The 15,638-nt window shown below is 60.7% G+C and carries 16 protein-coding genes; 2 read left to right on the top strand and 14 right to left on the bottom strand.

The window, feature by feature from the left end; genetic code table 11:
- Window positions 1-26: 26 nt before the first annotated feature.
- From ISN75_RS14325 to ISN75_RS14285, 9 genes are all read right to left on the bottom strand, one after another.
- Window positions 27-953 carry an aspartyl/asparaginyl beta-hydroxylase domain-containing protein gene (locus ISN75_RS14325; RefSeq protein ID WP_279589716.1) on the bottom strand — a complete coding sequence of 309 codons (927 nt, stop codon included), beginning with the start codon at window positions 951-953 and terminating at the stop codon, window positions 27-29.
- Window positions 954-1,038: 85 nt separating this feature from the next.
- The gene (thiD, locus tag ISN75_RS14320; RefSeq protein WP_168647095.1) at window positions 1,039-1,824 is read right to left on the bottom strand and encodes a bifunctional hydroxymethylpyrimidine kinase/phosphomethylpyrimidine kinase; all 786 of its coding nucleotides are present in this window, start codon (window positions 1,822-1,824) and stop codon (window positions 1,039-1,041) included.
- Between the two features lie 39 nt (window positions 1,825-1,863).
- On the bottom strand, window positions 1,864-2,157 hold the full coding sequence (locus tag ISN75_RS14315; RefSeq protein WP_168647096.1) for a GIY-YIG nuclease family protein: 294 nt from the start codon (window positions 2,155-2,157) through the stop codon (window positions 1,864-1,866).
- A gap of 66 nt (window positions 2,158-2,223) precedes the next feature.
- Window positions 2,224-3,603, bottom strand: a complete 1,380-nt coding sequence (locus ISN75_RS14310; protein WP_167254403.1) for a PhoH family protein — start codon at window positions 3,601-3,603, stop codon at window positions 2,224-2,226.
- A gap of 145 nt (window positions 3,604-3,748) precedes the next feature.
- Window positions 3,749-4,210, bottom strand: coding sequence for a peroxiredoxin (locus ISN75_RS14305; protein WP_167254405.1), 462 nt, complete (start codon window positions 4,208-4,210; stop codon window positions 3,749-3,751).
- Window positions 4,211-4,507: 297 nt separating this feature from the next.
- Window positions 4,508-5,062, bottom strand: coding sequence for a glycine cleavage system protein R (locus ISN75_RS14300; RefSeq protein ID WP_243868001.1), 555 nt, complete (start codon window positions 5,060-5,062; stop codon window positions 4,508-4,510).
- A gap of 223 nt (window positions 5,063-5,285) precedes the next feature.
- A complete protein-coding gene (locus tag ISN75_RS14295; RefSeq protein ID WP_343818764.1) occupies window positions 5,286-6,473 on the bottom strand; it encodes a tyrosine-type recombinase/integrase in 1,188 nt (395 codons plus the stop codon).
- 65 nt (window positions 6,474-6,538) lie between these two features.
- Window positions 6,539-6,916 carry a hypothetical protein gene (locus tag ISN75_RS14290; RefSeq protein ID WP_343818766.1) on the bottom strand — a complete coding sequence of 126 codons (378 nt, stop codon included), beginning with the start codon at window positions 6,914-6,916 and terminating at the stop codon, window positions 6,539-6,541.
- 674 nt (window positions 6,917-7,590) lie between these two features.
- Window positions 7,591-7,782, bottom strand: coding sequence for a hypothetical protein (locus ISN75_RS14285; RefSeq protein ID WP_343818768.1), 192 nt, complete (start codon window positions 7,780-7,782; stop codon window positions 7,591-7,593).
- A 124-nt stretch (window positions 7,783-7,906) separates the two neighbouring features.
- Here ISN75_RS14285 and ISN75_RS14280 point away from each other — a divergent pair, with 124 nt between their 5' ends.
- On the top strand, window positions 7,907-8,479 hold the full coding sequence (locus tag ISN75_RS14280; RefSeq protein ID WP_343818770.1) for a hypothetical protein: 573 nt from the start codon (window positions 7,907-7,909) through the stop codon (window positions 8,477-8,479).
- Window positions 8,480-8,853: 374 nt separating this feature from the next.
- Window positions 8,854-10,020 carry an RHS repeat-associated core domain-containing protein gene (locus tag ISN75_RS14275; RefSeq protein WP_343818771.1) on the top strand — a complete coding sequence of 389 codons (1,167 nt, stop codon included), beginning with the start codon at window positions 8,854-8,856 and terminating at the stop codon, window positions 10,018-10,020.
- Between the two features lie 532 nt (window positions 10,021-10,552).
- Here the strand turns inward: ISN75_RS14275 and ISN75_RS14270 are convergent.
- The 5 genes from ISN75_RS14270 to ISN75_RS14250 form a co-directional block, all read right to left on the bottom strand.
- Window positions 10,553-11,176, bottom strand: a complete 624-nt coding sequence (locus ISN75_RS14270) for an antirestriction protein ArdA (RefSeq protein WP_343818773.1) — start codon at window positions 11,174-11,176, stop codon at window positions 10,553-10,555.
- A 325-nt stretch (window positions 11,177-11,501) separates the two neighbouring features.
- A complete protein-coding gene (locus tag ISN75_RS14265) occupies window positions 11,502-11,717 on the bottom strand; it encodes a hypothetical protein (protein WP_343818775.1) in 216 nt (71 codons plus the stop codon).
- A gap of 55 nt (window positions 11,718-11,772) precedes the next feature.
- Entirely contained in the window at window positions 11,773-11,898 is a 126-nt protein-coding gene (locus ISN75_RS14260) for a hypothetical protein (protein ID WP_343818777.1), read from the bottom strand.
- A gap of 1,536 nt (window positions 11,899-13,434) precedes the next feature.
- Complete coding sequence (locus ISN75_RS14255; protein WP_343818779.1) at window positions 13,435-13,719, bottom strand: hypothetical protein; 285 nt, start codon at window positions 13,717-13,719, stop codon at window positions 13,435-13,437.
- Window positions 13,720-14,335: 616 nt separating this feature from the next.
- Window positions 14,336-15,616: a hypothetical protein gene (locus ISN75_RS14250; RefSeq protein ID WP_343818781.1), complete on the bottom strand. Its 1,281-nt coding sequence runs from the start codon at window positions 15,614-15,616 to the stop codon at window positions 14,336-14,338.
- Window positions 15,617-15,638 lie beyond the last annotated feature (22 nt).

The raw sequence follows: 15,638 nt of genomic DNA, 5'->3' as shown, positions 1-15,638 counted from the left end.
CGCCAGGCGGGCGGAACGTGACCGCCTCAGCGGAAGAACGGATACGGGGCCAGGAACACCAGCCAGATCATCAGCACGATGCCGATGTATTTCAGCACCCGGAACAGCCGGGGGCTGCGCTTCTTGAAGGCCCGGCTGCGTTCGCGCGAGCGCTGGTTGAGCGCGAACATGCGATTGACGAAGCCGGTCTTCTCCTCCGGCGATTCGGTATTGGGCGAAGCGGTGATCTTGCCCATGAAGGCGCCGACGCGGCGATTGACCGCGGTCATCAGGCGCGTGCGCAGCGGGCGCTCGACGTCGGCGAACAGGATCACGCGGGTCTGGTCGGTGCGGTTCTCGGCCCAGTGCACGTAGGTTTCGTCGAACACCACGTCCTTGCCGTCGCCCCAGGCGTGGATCTCGCCGTCGACGAAGATGCGGCAGTCCTCGGAGTTGGGCGTGATGAGACCCAGGTGATAGCGCAGCGAACCGGCGAACGGATCGCGGTGCGGATTGAGCTTGCTGCCCGGCGGCAGCAGGGCGAACATCGCCGCCTTCACGCTGGGAATGGCGTTGAGCAGCTTCACCGTCTCCGGGCACAGCGCCTCGGCCGAGGCCAGCGGCTCGCCGTACCACTTCAGGTAAAAGCGCTTCCAGCCCTGCTTGAAGAAGCTGTTGAAGCTGGCGTCGTTGTGCTTTTCCGCGGCACGGATAAAGCCCTCGTCGAACAGGTGCATGGCTTCTTCGCGGATGACCTGCCAGTTCGCCTGCAGCAGGTCCAGCTGGGGGAAGCCGCGGCGGTCCAGGATCGGCCGCGCCGGCACCGCCGAGAAGGTGTACATCAGCAGGTTGTACGGCGCGAAGATCGCCGAATGGTCGACCAGCTGCCGGTCGAAGCGCAGGCGCGAGCGGCCGCGCAGATGCACCGCGAGCACGCACAGCGCGAACACGGCGAAGATGAGCAGCAGGATCAGGCGCGGAGCGAGGATCATGTCGTGGGCGGCGAAGGCGGAAAGACCAGCCGCCATTCTACTCCCAAGCCTGCCGCCGCCTTGAGGCTCAGTGCCGCAGCACCCGCACCGCGCCCTTGCCGGGGCGGTAGCCCTGGGCCAGCGCCCGCTGCACATAGGCCACCGCCTGGCGCACCGCGGCGCGCGGCGTGCGCCCCTTGGCCAGTTCCGCGGCGACCGCGGAGGCCAGCGTGCAGCCGGTGCCGTGGCCTTCCACGCGCAGGCGCGGGTGGCGCAGTTCCATCACGCCGGCGGCGTCGTAGAAACGGTCCACCACCTCGCCGCCGCGGGCGTGGCCGCCCTTGAGCAGCACGGCCTGCGCGCCCAGCGCGCGCAGGTCGCCGCCGGCGCGGTCGTAGTCGCGGGCGTTGCGGATGGAGTAGCCGAGCAGGGCTTCGGCTTCCGGCAGATTGGGCGTGAGCACGTCGGCCAGCGGGATCAGCTCGCGCACCACGGCCTGCACCGCGTCTTCCGCCAGCAGGCGCGCACCGCTGGTGGCGATCATCACCGGATCCACCACCAGCCACGCGGGCTGGCGCCGGCGCAGCTCGCGCGCCACCAGCCGCACGATCGCCGCGTTGCCGAGCATGCCGGTCTTCACCGCGCCGATGGCGAAGTCGTCGAACACCGCATCGAGCTGGCTGCGGATATGCGCCAGCGGCACCGGATGCACGGCGCTGACCCCGCGCGTGTTCTGCGAGGTGATGGCAGCGATGGCGGAAAGGCCGTGCACGCCGCGCGCATGGAAGGCCTTGAGGTCGGCCTGGATGCCGGCGCCGCCGCCGGAGTCGGAGCCGGCGATGGTGAGGGCGATGGAGGGGGGATTCGTCGACACGTTTTTTTGCTCGTCATTCCGGCGCAGGCCGGAATCCAGTTACAGCAACGCTGGGTAAAGGTCGTTCCATTCAGGGTTTTCGCCTTCGATAAGGCGAATCTTCCACTGCCGCTTCCAGTTCTTCAGGGCTTTCTCGCGGAGGATGGCCGACTCCATGGTCTCGTGCAGTTCGTACCACACGAGATCATGGGTGTCGTATCGCCTGGAGAAACCATCGACCACGCCATGTTTATGCTGCCATACGCGCTTCAGGAGGTCGCTGGTCACGCCTGTGTAGAGGGTGCCGTTGTGTCCGCTGGAGAGCATGTAGACGCAGGGTTGTCGCCTGTCCATGGCGTGGTCGCTACTGGATTCCGGCCTACGCCGGAATGACGGTGAAGGGGTGAGGTTGCTCTAATTCTACAAAGCCTCCGAGGCGAAATCCGCCAGCCGCGAACGCTCGCCGCGCCGCAAGGTGATATGCGCCGAATGTTCCCATCCCTTGAAGCGATCCACCGCGTAAGTCAGGCCGGAGGTCGTTTCGGTGAGGTAGGGCGTGTCGATCTGCTCCACGTTGCCCAGGCAGACGATCTTGGTGCCGGGGCCGGCGCGGGTGATCAGGGTTTTCATCTGCTTCGGCGTGAGGTTCTGCGCCTCGTCGATGATCAGGTAGCGCGACAGGAAGGTGCGGCCGCGCATGAAGTTCAGCGAGCGGATCTTGATGCGCGAGGCGAGCAGGTCGTTGGTGGCCTGGCGGCCCCAGCTGCCGCCTTCCTCGGGGTTGGCGAGCACTTCGAGGTTGTCGGTGAGCGCGCCCATCCACGGCGTCATCTTTTCTTCCTCGGTGCCGGGCAGGAAGCCGATGTCCTCGCCGACCGAGACCGTGGCGCGGGTCATGATGATCTCGCGGTAGCGCTGCTGGTCCATCACCTGGGCCAGGCCGGCGGCCAGCGCGAGCAAGGTCTTGCCGGTGCCGGCGGTGCCGAGCAGGGTGACGAAGTCGACGTCCGGATCCATCAGCACGTTGAGCGCGAAGTTCTGCTCGCGGTTGCGCGCCGCGATGCCCCACACGGCATGGTTGGCATGGCTGTGGTCGTCCAGCAGCACCAGGGTGGCTTCTTCCTCGTCGACGTGCAGCACGCGCAGCTCGACGCTGTTGTCGCCGGGCAGGAACAGGCACTGGTTCGGATGCCAGTCCTCGTCGTCGCGGCGCTTGACCTTGTAGAAGGTGCGGCCGCGCTCGTTCCACGACTGCACTTCGGGGTGGCGGTCCCAGAAGTCCTCGGTCAGTTCGGTGGAGCCGGTGTAGAGCAGGGCGAAATCGTCGAGCGCGCGGTCGTTCTCGTAGTCCTCCGCATCGATGCCGTAGATCTTGGCCTTGATGCGCAGGTTGATGTCCTTGCTGACCAGGATCACCGCGCGGTCGGGATTCTGGTCGCGCAGCTCGATCACCGCGGCCAGGATCAGGTTGTCGGCCTTGCCGTGGCCGTTGGTGGCGCGCTGCTGGAAATACAGTCGGCCCACCGTGTTGTTGCGTTTGAGCTTGATGCCCTGCGGGCTGCTCAATTCCAGCCCGTTGCTGATGCCGTGGCCATTGCCGCGCTCGATCAGCTCGTTGAGGAAGCGGCTGACCTGGCGGCCGTTGCGCGAGACTTCCGAGCCGCCTTTCTTCTTTTCGTCCAGCTCCTCCAGCACCGTCATGGGGATGAACACGTCGTGCTCCTCGAAGCGGAACAGCGACGTGGGATCGTGCAGCAGAACATTGGTATCGAGAGCGTAAATGCGCTTGCTTCCGGTCATACGGAAGTTGCCTCGCTGGCGTGCTGGTTGAGAAAACGCGGCATGCGGGATGCCGTGGGAATCCGGCCCCGCGGGCCGGAACATGCGCGTCCGTGCCGCCTGCGCGGTGAGCGCCGACGGGACGGAGCGGATAGGTCGGAAGGGTTCACTTGGCGGGGATGGCGTCGAGCACGGCTTGAGCGTGACCTGGGACTTTGACGTTGCGCCATTCCTGCACCAGCCTGCCTTCGGGATCGATCAGGAAGCTACTTCGTACGACACCCATGTGACGTTTTCCGTACAGCACCTTCTCGTGGATCACGTCGAAGGCCTGGCACCAGGTTTCCTCGGGGTCGGAAACCAGCGGGAACGGCAGCTCCTGCTTGGCGGCGAAGTTGGCGTGCGACTTGACCGAGTCGCGCGAGACGCCGATCACCTCGGCGTTGCGCTTGCGGAACTTCGGGTAGAGATCGCGGAAGTCCTTGGCTTCGTTGGTGCAGCCCGGCGTGCTGTCCTTGGGATAGAAGTACACCACCACCCATTGGCCCTTGAGGCTGTCGAGTTTCAGCTCGCCGCCGTCGCCGAGCGGGCCTTTGAGCTTGGGGGCTTTTTTGCCGAGGTCTGGCATGACTGCTCCTGCGAAGCCAGCACCTGGCTTCGTCTTGTGGTTTTAGTGGGGGAGTGAGGCTGGCGGCCGGTGGCCGGCACGGAGGGGAAGGCGGCGCGTCGTGCGATGGTGCTCGCTCGATCTGCGTACTGCATGCGCGCCGGCCCTCCGGTATTGCCTCTTCGGGGCCAAGACTAGCGCGCCTGCGGCGGCGGATGACAGCCCTTGCCAACCGCGGCGTGGCGGGGGCATGCTGGCTTTCCCTCGCGCTGGGGCCCGGAAGAAGTTTTTGGCGGCCCCGCTCTGGAATCCAGGCGCTTAGAACTTGACCGGATCCATGATGGCATCCAGGTTGAGGCCGTCGCAGAACTCCAGGAAGTCGTCGCGCAAGGCGGCGATGTGCGTGTCGGCGGGAATGCCCACCGTGATCTGCGCCTGGAACATCGCCGCGCCGGTCTGCATGGCCTGGTAGCGCATGGAGTGCAGCTGTTCCACCGCGATGCCGTGGCGGTCGAAGAAATCGATGATGCGCACCAGGATGCCGGGACGGTCGGCCGAGATCACTTCCACCAGGTAGGGCAGCAGGCGCGAGGCCTGGCTGCGGCCGTCGGTGCGGTAGTGCATCAGGTGCACGTCTTCTTCGCGCGCGAACTTGGCCAGGGCGGACTCCAGCTTCGCCACCGCGTCCCAGGAGCCGGTGGCCAGCAGGGTCAGCGAGGTGTCCACGCCGATGGTCGACACGCGCGCGTCGGCCAGGTTGCAGCCGGCATCGGCGATGCGGCGGGCCAGGTTCAGCAGGGGAGTGCGCGGCGACGGGGTCAGGGCCTGGATCAGCAGCTGGTGGTCGTTGCCGGTACGCGAGGAACGGTTCAAGGAGGTCGGCCTGTAGCGTGGACCCGCGCAGCGCGGGACGGCGGCGCAAGGCCCGGCGAGCTTACTTGTCGCCCCTCCGAGGTCGCAAGTAACATGCGATTTCAGCCTTTTACGGGCTCTTTCTCCTGTCAGTCGGGAGAGTCTCTGTATCCGCCTATCCTTTTCGCTCAGAGACTTAAGCGCCTTCTCGATATCTCATGTTTCCAATTGGAAATCGTTTCTGTCACTGAAGCGTTTCCTTTGGTGTGCTGAGTGCCACCGAGTTCTCCCGGAGCTTCCCGAGGGCGTCGGCGGCAGCGACCATCCGGTGGGTAGGCACGTGGGCATAAATCCGGGCGGTCGTGGTGATGACCGAGTGGCCGAGCCACTCCTGGACCAGCTTGATGTCCCCCACGACCTCCAACAGGCGGGTTGCGCAGGTATGGCGGAGGCTATGGATCACGCAGTCGGGGTCAGTGATCCCCGCGTCCTCCCTGGCGTTCTTCCAGGCCCTCTGAGCCCGTGCCTTGGTCAGGATGGAGAAGGGGCCACCCTCGACGTGCTTGCACCTCTCCAGGGCATCTGCGGCCTCTGTGGTGACCGGGATGGTTCGGACCGAGGAGCCCGTCTTAAGCTCATGCCGCCGCCACAAGCGGATTTTAGTGGAACCGCCGGACGTCACGATGTCCCCCCATCGGAGCAGCAGGGCCTCGTTGAGGCGCATGCCGGTCTCCAGAAGCACGCGGAAAAGCTGGAGGCAGTGATGGCCGTCGATATCGGGGCCGCGGGGACGCTTCGTCGCGGTGGTCAGGACCGCGGCAAACAGCTTCTTCTCGTCCTCTGTGCTGAGGACGTACATCCGAGGCTTGGTCTTCTTCAGGAGCTTCACGCGCGGGACGTGTTTGGGACCGTCCGGCCAGGTCGTGCTGACCCGAAGGAGGCGCGAAGTAACCGCCAGGACGCGATCTACACCGCCTGGTGAAAGTTTCCTCTCCACCGCGAGGTAGGAGGTGAACTTCTTGAGCAGAGCTTCATCGATCTCGTCGAGGATTTTGTTCTCTCCGAAGAACTCGGTGACGTGCTTGAGATTCGCCCGGTGCGTCGAGCCGCTGCGGATGTCCCCCCATACTTCAGGGTCACGGAAGCAGCGTTTGATCGCATCTCCAAGTTGAACGCGGGCTGGTCCGGCACGCAACGCTGCTCGGACCGTCGAGGTGTCTTTCCCATGCACCAAGCGAAGAAGGTCCGCTTTAGAGATATCCGGATTCGCAGTGAGGGCATCGACAGCAATGCGCTCCATTTTAAGCGCCGCCTGCTTGTCTCGCGTTTTGGACGAGAAGGGCACGCGGCGGTTGTTCACTTGCACCCGGATCATGTAGTACCGGCGATCAGGTTGGCCTTGGATGGCCTTGCCCTTAAGGGTGACCGACATTTTCGTTCCTCCATAAACAAAAAACCCGCCACATGGGCGGGTTCGTTGGTGTTTCGCGAGCGCTCTTAGCGCTGCAAGCGGTCTAATTTCTTGTTGAGGAAGGTCGCGAACTCGATTGCGAATCGCTGGCCCTCCTCGGTGACGATGATGTCGTTGTGTTTCAAATTGATGCTGTTGCGCTCTTTGACGATGAGTTTCTTCGCCTCTGAAGTCTTGTCGTGCCGGGCGGAGAACATGTCCAACTGCTTGGACAATCCTCCTCCCTTTACCCCTCCCACTGCGTCCTCCAGGTCAGCTTGCTTGATTCCTGGATTCGCTAGCACAGCCAGCAGCGTCGCCGTGCTCGACAGAGTTAGCTGCTTCTGGTCGGGGAATGATTGCCGAAGCTTTTGGATCACCGAGAAGGCGAACTGCGCCGCCTCCGATGGAGTGAGGTTGCTCATCTGGAATCCTGATTGGGGGTAGTCCCCTCTGAATGTAGATCATCCACAACCCGCAAGCAACGCGGATCGTAGAGGGTTGTGACCGATCAATCCAGAACTCACCTCTCCTATACGATTCAATGAGATGGAACGATACGCTTGGGGGGCGAAGGGGTGCCACAAATGCTCCAACAGTTAACGATCTAGGAAAGTGGATGGTTAGCAAAGGATTCGAAGATGACAATACGCCGATGGCGTCACTATTCGACGCTTTGCGACAGGAGGCAGGCACAAACTCTTGCGATTGCCTCTGTTTCGGTCGTGTTGGGGGTTTGGTCGAGTGCGTCATTCAGCCGCACCCAGAATGAGAAGGGGCTCACATTCGGCCTCCGTGCCTGTAGGGGCTCCCTGACGCGCATTTTCCGTTCTGCCTACAGGCAGCGACGATGAACGACACAGCGAAGATCGCGTAGGCCAATAGGAGCCCTGCAAGGAACCCTCGCTCCTTCGTAAGCGTCGCGAGGAAACCCAGGAGGGCGCAGAGGCCCCCCAGGGTCAGGAAGTACCAGAGAGTCCTGCCGGTCATGGGAGGCGCGCCTGGTGCTCGATGGGGTGCATCGTGCCGGCCGATCCGCGGACCACGCACTTCCGCAAGTTCTCTCGACTGACTCCGTTGTGTGTGATGAATCCCATGTTCAGATCTCCGGGTTCAGGGGGAGGGTGACGACGACGCGGAGGTGGCGCAGACGTGCCTGTCCATTCGCCCACAGCTCAGCGTCGTACAGCGCGCCAGCTCGGACGGACTCGCACCAGCGGCGGCCCTCCTGCTCGAATTGGATGGCGTAGAGGTTGGCGTCGACGTTTCTGGTGGTGGCCTTGCGGGGCATGGTGGGTCTCCTAGGGTGGACTGCGGGCATGAAAAAGCGGCCTCGTGGACGGCCGGGGTGGTAGCGCGAGGGTGGTAGTGCGAGCGGCTATCCTTTGACCCAGTGAATTTCACGGGGGCAGGGAATGTCGCTTACGACGGATCAGGTAATCCAGGTTTGGAATGCAGTAGGCACGTGGATATCAGGCATAGCCACCTTCTGTGCTGTCCTTGTTTCCCTTTACCTTTTGCGGCGCTCCGAAAAAGTACGTCTTCATGTAACCGTGGGGACATACGTACGGTTTGGTGGAGAAGGTGAGCCATCCGAAGACATACTGATGGTATCTGTGGCCAACTTAGGCGATCGGCCTGTGCGTATTGAGTCGTTGATCTGGGAGCTGCCTAAGCAGAAGAGTGAGTGGCGACACGCCTATCAGATGTTTAATGAGTCCGATGGTGAACACTTACCCAAGCAGTTGGTACACGGTGAGCGAGCGAACTTCACGCTCTCCGATGAGGACTACTCGTGGTCCCTACGTTTCGCGGGACAGTTTCTGAAGGAGCTGAAGGATAGTGAGATCAGCGGCGTAAGACTCGTCGTTACAACGTCAATTAATCAATCTGTCAAAGTGAAGTTAGAGCAGGAGCTAATTAATCGTCTCAAAGAGGCTAAGGAGTTTGCGCGCAAGCAGAAGTCGAAAAAGGACGCTGCAAACTGAGTTCCACCTGTTCATAGCGGACTGCTATTGGCGAGTGTAGGCTGCCCCCCCATGGATGAGGGCGAGCGCTGCTTCTACTACAAGGGCTTCTTGCTCATGTGCGACCCGACCCCTCTGGAGTCAGGAGGGTTTCGTGCGAACGCCGTGATCTGCCGTCCGAATACTGAGGGACAGCTCGAAGGACAGACGGTGATCGCGGAGTCGCCTAAGGGAATCCACTTGATCTCTGAGGAAGCCGCGGTGGAATACGCGAGGTCATGGGCGGTCGATTGGGTAGACCGAAATCACCCGGGTTAGAAGGGTGCCCGGCTTCACGCATTCATCACAGCCTTGTTGGCGACCATTGAAGGCTCAGGGACTCCTAAGGGGATCGCATGGAATTCGCGACGAGAGTGCGCAAAGCGCTTGTGTGGATCAGTGTTGCATTGGCGTTTGCGGTTAGCTGTGAGGTCGCTGCGCAAGCTGCAAGCGACGTTAGGTACACATACAACGCCAAGGGCGAACGAACTTCCAAAACCGTGGACGGCGTGACCACACGCTTCCTCTACGATGAAGGGGGCCGCCTAATCTCCGAAATTAGCCCTACGGGCACACGATCCTATGTCTATGTAGAAGACATGTTGGTTACCACCGTTGACACGCCTGCAACTGTTGGTGCGAATTCCAGCGTCAACTACGTTACGACAGACCAGACCGGAAGCCCGCGAGCTGTTTCCGATAATGCTGGTAACTTGATTTGGCAGAACCCATATAAGAGCAATGCTTGGGGAGATCAGCCAACCCTGTCGAATGGCTATTCGCTCAATATTCGATCGGTGGGGTCTTACTACGACCCCGAGACCGGAATGATCTACAACTTGAACCGCTACTACGACCCGAACACGGGGCGTTTTATGCAGGCCGACCCTGTAGGCATCGCTGGCGGGATCAACCCGTACGCAGCGGTGAGCAACAATCCTTTGAATCGCATTGATCCTGACGGACTCCGGGATATTTTTGTGGGCGGTGCGGATGATGCCAGTAGCGGAATCGTAAAGGGGTACTACGACAGCTACAGTAAATCGCACCCCGACTCCGCGTACTACTCCTGGAAACAGTTGGACGATATCGTCAAAGACATCAACAACACCGCAAAAAACTCTCCCGGCGACCCCATCAACCTTATCGGGCACAGTTACGGTGGCGATACGGCGGCAGCAGCAGCACTACAGGCGTGCGGCAAGGTCAATCTCCTCATCACCATTGACCCTGTTAGTCGATTCCATTCGCGGGACTTACAGGCACTGAGCGGCAGCGTTGGCACGTGGGTCGACGTTAATGCGCAGGGAGGCAGCGCTTTCCAACGAGACAATTTCATTGCTGGCTGGGGCGGTTCCTGGGACGCTAAGCCGAACGGAGTCGCGGGCTCATACATTGAAGATCATTTCACTTCGCACAGAGATTTCGACCAAATGATGCATGCGTCCGGTCCCGGCACTAATAGCCCCGCACAGGTTCTTGGTGGTGCCCCGCTTGTCAACCCGCCTTTCATTTCTAGGTAACGACGATGACGCAGCTAGGTCGTGGATTTGAGGTGGCCGCTTCAATCGCGGGCGCATGCCTCTTGCTGGGCGCCTGTACTTACGGCCCTAAGGACATCCGAATCACCTCAGTGTCCGTAGTGGATTTTAAAGACCAGCCTCAAATTGATTATGTCGATCAAGGCTCTCGACCTTCGATTGCGCTCTCACGCATCGATTTCAGCACTAATACGGACTTGCTCGCGCTAGCGCGACGGCATGGCTACAACGTCACGTTTGCCATTGGTCCATGCAGCAAAGACGGGGTGGTGGATAACGGCGCTGGAATGGGCTACGTCTATTGGGGTAAAGCGCACATCTATTCGGATACTAGGGAAAGTGACCTGTCTGGATATGCCGAGGCAATTGCCAAAGGTCCGCCATACACATATCAAGCGTACGCAAAGAGGTTGACGTCAGATCCTGCCAAGCCGCTTTGTTTCACACTCAGGGGAGGGGCTATGTGGGGAGCCGGAAAGCTGCGCTCGAATGATGCAGAGATACCGACAGGGCCTTAGTGCCTCCAGAAAGCGTAGGTGACGTCGGCGTGGTCCACAAAGTCCACGTCGCCGTTGAGCTTCATGTCCCGCAGATAGCGTCCCGTGTCGAAGTAGCTCCGCAGGTTCTCGGGGATGCTGCTGAGCGTCCCGCTGTCCTCAAGGAACTGCTCGACCCAGTCCAGTTCGGAATCAGCTTCGCCAGCGCGGCAGTCTTCAAAGTGGCGTTCTTCCGGGGCGCCGCCAATGTCGTCGCAGTGCTGCACATAAGCGGCCCAGGCGTCGCCGTGCGCCTCGATCATCTCGACGTACTCGACCAGTTCCGCGAGGTTCGGCTGTTCACCGAAGGAGGAGGGCAACTCGTCATAGTCGTGGATCGCGTACTCCTCCGCGCTGGGCACCTCGCCGCGCCCATTGCAGACGTGGCACGTCGCCATTACGCCTTCGGATAGGTGGACGTGGCCAGCAGCGCAGGAGTTGTTGGGGCAGCCCACGGCGACGTTCGGGTACTTCGACTCGCGCAGCATCTCGTCGATTTCGCTCTGCACATCGGCAACGTCAAGGCCAGCGAGGTCAATCCAGCGGCCATGCAGCACGCCGTTGTTGTAGGAGGCCAGGCAGGCGACATAAATACGGGGCATCGGCATTCCTTTGGGCAACAAAAAACCCGCCTTGCGGCGGGTTCGGTTATTGGTCGGTGCGTCTGTACTTAGTGTGTCGGGTCGGACACTACGTTGCCCACATAGACATGCGAAGGTGCGTCTTTGATCCCCGAGACACTGTAGTAGTACGAAGGCCACGGATCGGCTGATGTCGGACTGTAGACAAGGAAGACGTACAGCTCGACAGGGGCCTTTCGACTTACAGCTTGCCGGTTAGCCGCGGCTTTCGCCGCGGACTTGGCTTCGTCAATCTTTGCATTGGGTGGGACTACCTGCTCTAACACCGGTCATCTCCTACGCCACATCAGTGAGCCATCAGCACCTTGATTGCGACAACCACGACGGCAGTGATACCGCCTACGCCAGCCACCACGACCGCGCTCAGTGCCGCCACCGGATACCAGCGGGTTTCCGCGAGAATCTTGCGGGTTTGTGCGTGTAACAGCATGGTCTCAGCTCGCTTCTTAGCGATGTCCGCGCGCTCCACGGTGAGGGCGGACGGGTTTGTTCCTTGAGTCATCGTAGCACTCTGCTAGGTCCACTGGTGCCCACTCGGCGAATGGGCACTCATTGAGCTATAGGGCGGCGCTGCGTTTGTGGATCGACCATCCGGCGGGTAAGCCCGACGTCGGCCCGATGTACTCCAGCGACTCCACGGTGGCGTCCATCAGGCGCACGAGTCGGTAGCGGAAGCGGCTCATGCGCAGTACTCCCCATCAAGCCGTGCCCAGGCGTAGGCGCCCAGCTCGGACAGACCGTGTTGCACCTTGCGGCCATTGCGAATCACCTCCCAGGTAGGGCGGCCTCGCGTCTTTCGGATGGTGTAGGAGTTGCTTCCATAGCGGATGCCCATGCTCATGCCTCCGTATCCACAGTGCGGAGGCACCAGCCGTAGATGGTCACGGTTCGCTGCTGTACGTCCTGCTTTACCCAGTGGTGAATTACCCACAGAGCTTGGAATGTGGCATCGAGCGGGTGCCGTCCACCCCTGATCCTCGGGCGCCATCCGCGCACCTCTCCCGCCCACACTCGACGCTTGAACCTCAGCATCCTGCTCGGAGCCATGGTCAGCCCCCCAGGTGCAGCAGGCGGGCCACACCGAGACCCAGCGGAGCCCCGAAGGCGATGCACAGCAGCATCACGAACACGATCCCGGTCATACGTCTTCTCCTGTTCCGTTGAGCCGGCCACCAAGGGCCGGCTGTTGGTCTTCTGCGGTGGCGGTACTCCCCGCCAGTCACTTGCCTGGGCATGTCTGCCTCCCTCGTTCCGTCGTACCTCCGGCGATCCAGCCGGCTCACCGTCACGCCTTCAATGGCGCTTGCGATGAGTCCTGAGGGCTCATGACATGCGTCACTATCGTGAATAGTTTCCAGTTGGATATCGAAAGGGCGTAGTAACCCCTTGGTTGCCGCAGCGGCCCTTGCGAGCCGCCTTGGCTTCCATATCTCGCCTACCGTGCGTTTGCCATCGCAGGGCAGGCATCCTCAGTTGTGAAGGATCAAGAGCCTAGGAAGCCGTTTCGGTCGTCCCGTGTTTCGATCTACAATACTACATCGTTTCCAATTGTCAATCAGTTGTCCGTAAAGCGGTACCCGGTAGACAGGTGGCAGAGCCACCATTCGCCGCTCGTTTCCCTTGGGGGCCAGTTGGCTAGTCCCTTGGTTCCCATGCGGCTCCGCGCTTGCCCTGAGGGCGGCTCGCGGTTGCCTAGTGGTCCATCACCGCGCCGGCAGGAGACCTGCGGGCTAGTCAGTGGCGATCCGTGCCGTGACTTGCTGCGCATCCTACCACACGATTTCCAATCGTCAAGTATTTCCTGTTGGAGCGCATGTGAGTCCCGTGGCTGCCCGGCAAAGATCAGGGCAGGGCGATGCCAGGGACGGACGTTGGGCGGCCCGTGGTGGTCGATTGGTGGCCGATAGGAGCCGAGTCGAAAACGACAGATCAGAACAGACGCGAACACGAACATGCACACGGCCAATAAGGCCAGCATGGGCATCAGCGGGGCGCCATGAGGGCGCCCGTGGGCGCGTGCTGCATAGGCCATGCAATCTGCAACGCATCGAATCAATGAGTTAGCGCGGCAGGTGCCGCACAGGGTGCCGGCGGAGCCTTCTTGCGCATAGATGATCGCGCGCGAGGCCGTGAGGATTCGAGGGGGTACCGGGGGGATCGCGCGATCTTCCGAGAGTCAGATACCCCAACGGAAATCTGCGGTGAACATTTGAGGCCCCTTAGGGGGCTTTGGTGCTGCACCTGGCTAGAGTCTGCTGACTCAACTGAGTCGGCGTCTTGTCCTTCTGCTCATAAACCTGAGCTGCGCCTGCAAGCAACGCAATACGCGACTTCAGAGGTGCCGCCTGGTCACGTGAGATGGTTTCGTATAGGGCGGAAGCAGGTACGCCTGCATCGCGCGCTTGCGCCATCACAGCGGTGAGGTCGGCCACATCTGCACAGGGGGTTGCAGCGAAAGACGGCGCGACAGCGGAGGCCGCCAGAGCGAGTGCAACGAGCTTCATGCTAAGTCCCTGTTCCTGTTGACCGATAAATATAACGCACAGCATAGGAGCGAAGCGACAGAAGGAGTTACCTATAGGTAACCCTTAGGTCACCCTCATGGCCTCCTCGCGATCGTCCCTGAGTTCCTTCTTCCATCACCTTCTTCCACCATCCCCAAGGATTGATGGAGTAGGCGTTGTGGAATTGACATCCCCTATGGATGTCCTCCTGATCCTCAGTGGGGATCGCGGTGAAGCCCATGCCCCAGCAGACGTTGCACGGTAGGCTGTCCTTCCCGCTGCATTGGGGGCATTCTCGGACGTGGTAGAAGCCTGCGTGGATGAACTCACCTTGATGGCAGCTCCAGCACGCGCGGTTGATGTAGTAGACACCGGACAGCACCCCGCATACGTTGCAGATGCCACGTAGCTCCTTTTGAGGTTTCGATGGGGAAGGGGGTGACCAATGCGCCATCCCCCAACCCTATACCTGGTCGGTCTCACCGCTTGCGAGTGGTCCTCCTCGCGGTCTTCACTGCGACCACCTCAGATGCCCTCACGACCTCCCAAGGGCCGTCTGTGGACTTGGCCAAATAGCTAAGCCACGAAAAGGTCTGCTATGGATCGGAAGCGGACATCAGTCATAGGCTTCGGCGTTGCGTGCGACCTCTGCAACCAGATCTTCCCACGGCCACTTGACTGTTGCATATCTGCGATAGAGCAGAAGCTGCTTGTCGACCACGCTGATCAGCTCCGCCAAGGGATCATAGGCAACAACCAGTCCTCTGCCACCCTCATCAACCTGGAGCTCGGGAAACCGAGCCAGCACGGTCTTCAAATTGCCAAACTGAATTCGCGGTTCCTGACCATGGGCGATTTTGTAGATCTCTCTTGCGCTCAGTCCATTTACCAGCTTCTCGTCCGTAGACGACATAATGGCCGCCATGGATAGTGCGTAGATGCCCGTCGAGCGCTGCCTAGTTCGAATGCCCTCGCAAACACGCGCGGCAAATGCCTGATAGAGCTGGTTTTGCTGCTCGGCAACATGCATTGCGGCGTGCTCCACGCCTGCTACGTCATCAATTACGATTTCGCCGTCAGCCGGTACGGCCTCCTCTATTCGCTTCTCGACGTCGAGGTACCGAAGCGCCAACGTTTGCAATAGCCCGACGCTCTCGTAGGAGATGTCCGCAAGCAAGTCCAATACAGCATTGGCCGGGCGCAAATTCAGGCGATTGCATCCCTTCCGGAAAACCTCCTTGAGCTCAGCCGGTTGCCACGTCACATTGATTTCCTCGATCCGACCGGCTAAGTCTGGATTAAGGCTAATCAGCATGTTCTGACTCGTCCAAACACCAACAACAACGACAAATGTTTGGTAGTCCCACAATGTCTTCAGGTCGAATGCAACCAAACGCTGTTGCTGTACCGCTAGATAGTGGAAATCCTCGATCACAAGCGTACGCCCTGACGCCTTGATCACAGAGGCGATGAACTCAAGGTCATTGATGTCTTTGCCGACGGCCTTGTCCTTAATCTCCCATTTTCGTTCGCCCTCGACCACAACCTCGCCTGTAACCTTTGCCAAGAGTTTGAATCCGGCCTCACCTGTCGCAGACGCCTTACCTTTGAAGGAATTGGCTTCTGTGCGCTCGACTTCGAGACGAATCTCAAGTCTTGCGAGTGCATCACGAAAAACGTCGACCGGCGTATAGCCCAGGCGGCACTGAACAATAATGGGGTCGGCCAAGACCTTCTGTCGCAACCAGGACTTGCCCGCCTTTGATGCCCCTCGAATGGCTACATGGCTCTGCTGGCGTTCCATAAGTCGTCGAAACTCGCGATCGAGCGAACCGCGATCCACATACGACAAGTCACTCACCTGCGGTTTAATACCGAAGACTTCGTGGGTTTTCATCGGAGGCCCCTGTAAGACATGA

The sequence above is a fragment of the Dyella marensis genome (genome assembly GCF_049532885.1).
GTDB classification, from domain to species: Bacteria; Pseudomonadota; Gammaproteobacteria; order Xanthomonadales; family Rhodanobacteraceae; genus Dyella_D; species Dyella_D marensis.
The sequence above is the reverse complement of the archived record's forward strand: the minus strand, read 5'-3'. Positions and strand labels throughout refer to the sequence as shown.

Excerpts from the sequence above, each read along its gene's own strand:
- ISN75_RS14315 (WP_168647096.1), bottom strand. The coding sequence starts at position 2,157 with ATGGACAGGCGACAACCCTGCGTCTACATGCTCTCCAGCGGACACAAC.
- ISN75_RS14310 (WP_167254403.1), bottom strand. The coding sequence starts at position 3,603 with ATGACCGGAAGCAAGCGCATTTACGCTCTCGATACCAATGTTCTGCTG.
- ISN75_RS14305 (WP_167254405.1), bottom strand. The coding sequence starts at position 4,210 with ATGCCAGACCTCGGCAAAAAAGCCCCCAAGCTCAAAGGCCCGCTCGGC.
- ISN75_RS14295 (WP_343818764.1), bottom strand. The coding sequence starts at position 6,473 with ATGTCGGTCACCCTTAAGGGCAAGGCCATCCAAGGCCAACCTGATCGC.
- ISN75_RS14290 (WP_343818766.1), bottom strand. The coding sequence starts at position 6,916 with ATGAGCAACCTCACTCCATCGGAGGCGGCGCAGTTCGCCTTCTCGGTG.
- ISN75_RS14285 (WP_343818768.1), bottom strand. The coding sequence starts at position 7,782 with ATGCCCCGCAAGGCCACCACCAGAAACGTCGACGCCAACCTCTACGCC.
- ISN75_RS14280 (WP_343818770.1), top strand. The coding sequence starts at position 7,907 with ATGTCGCTTACGACGGATCAGGTAATCCAGGTTTGGAATGCAGTAGGC.
- ISN75_RS14275 (WP_343818771.1), top strand. The coding sequence starts at position 8,854 with ATGGAATTCGCGACGAGAGTGCGCAAAGCGCTTGTGTGGATCAGTGTT.
- ISN75_RS14270 (WP_343818773.1), bottom strand. The coding sequence starts at position 11,176 with ATGCCCCGTATTTATGTCGCCTGCCTGGCCTCCTACAACAACGGCGTG.
- ISN75_RS14265 (WP_343818775.1), bottom strand. The coding sequence starts at position 11,717 with ATGACTCAAGGAACAAACCCGTCCGCCCTCACCGTGGAGCGCGCGGAC.
- ISN75_RS14260 (WP_343818777.1), bottom strand. The coding sequence starts at position 11,898 with ATGAGCCGCTTCCGCTACCGACTCGTGCGCCTGATGGACGCCACCGTG.
- ISN75_RS14255 (WP_343818779.1), bottom strand. The coding sequence starts at position 13,719 with ATGAAGCTCGTTGCACTCGCTCTGGCGGCCTCCGCTGTCGCGCCGTCT.
- ISN75_RS14250 (WP_343818781.1), bottom strand. The coding sequence starts at position 15,616 with ATGAAAACCCACGAAGTCTTCGGTATTAAACCGCAGGTGAGTGACTTG.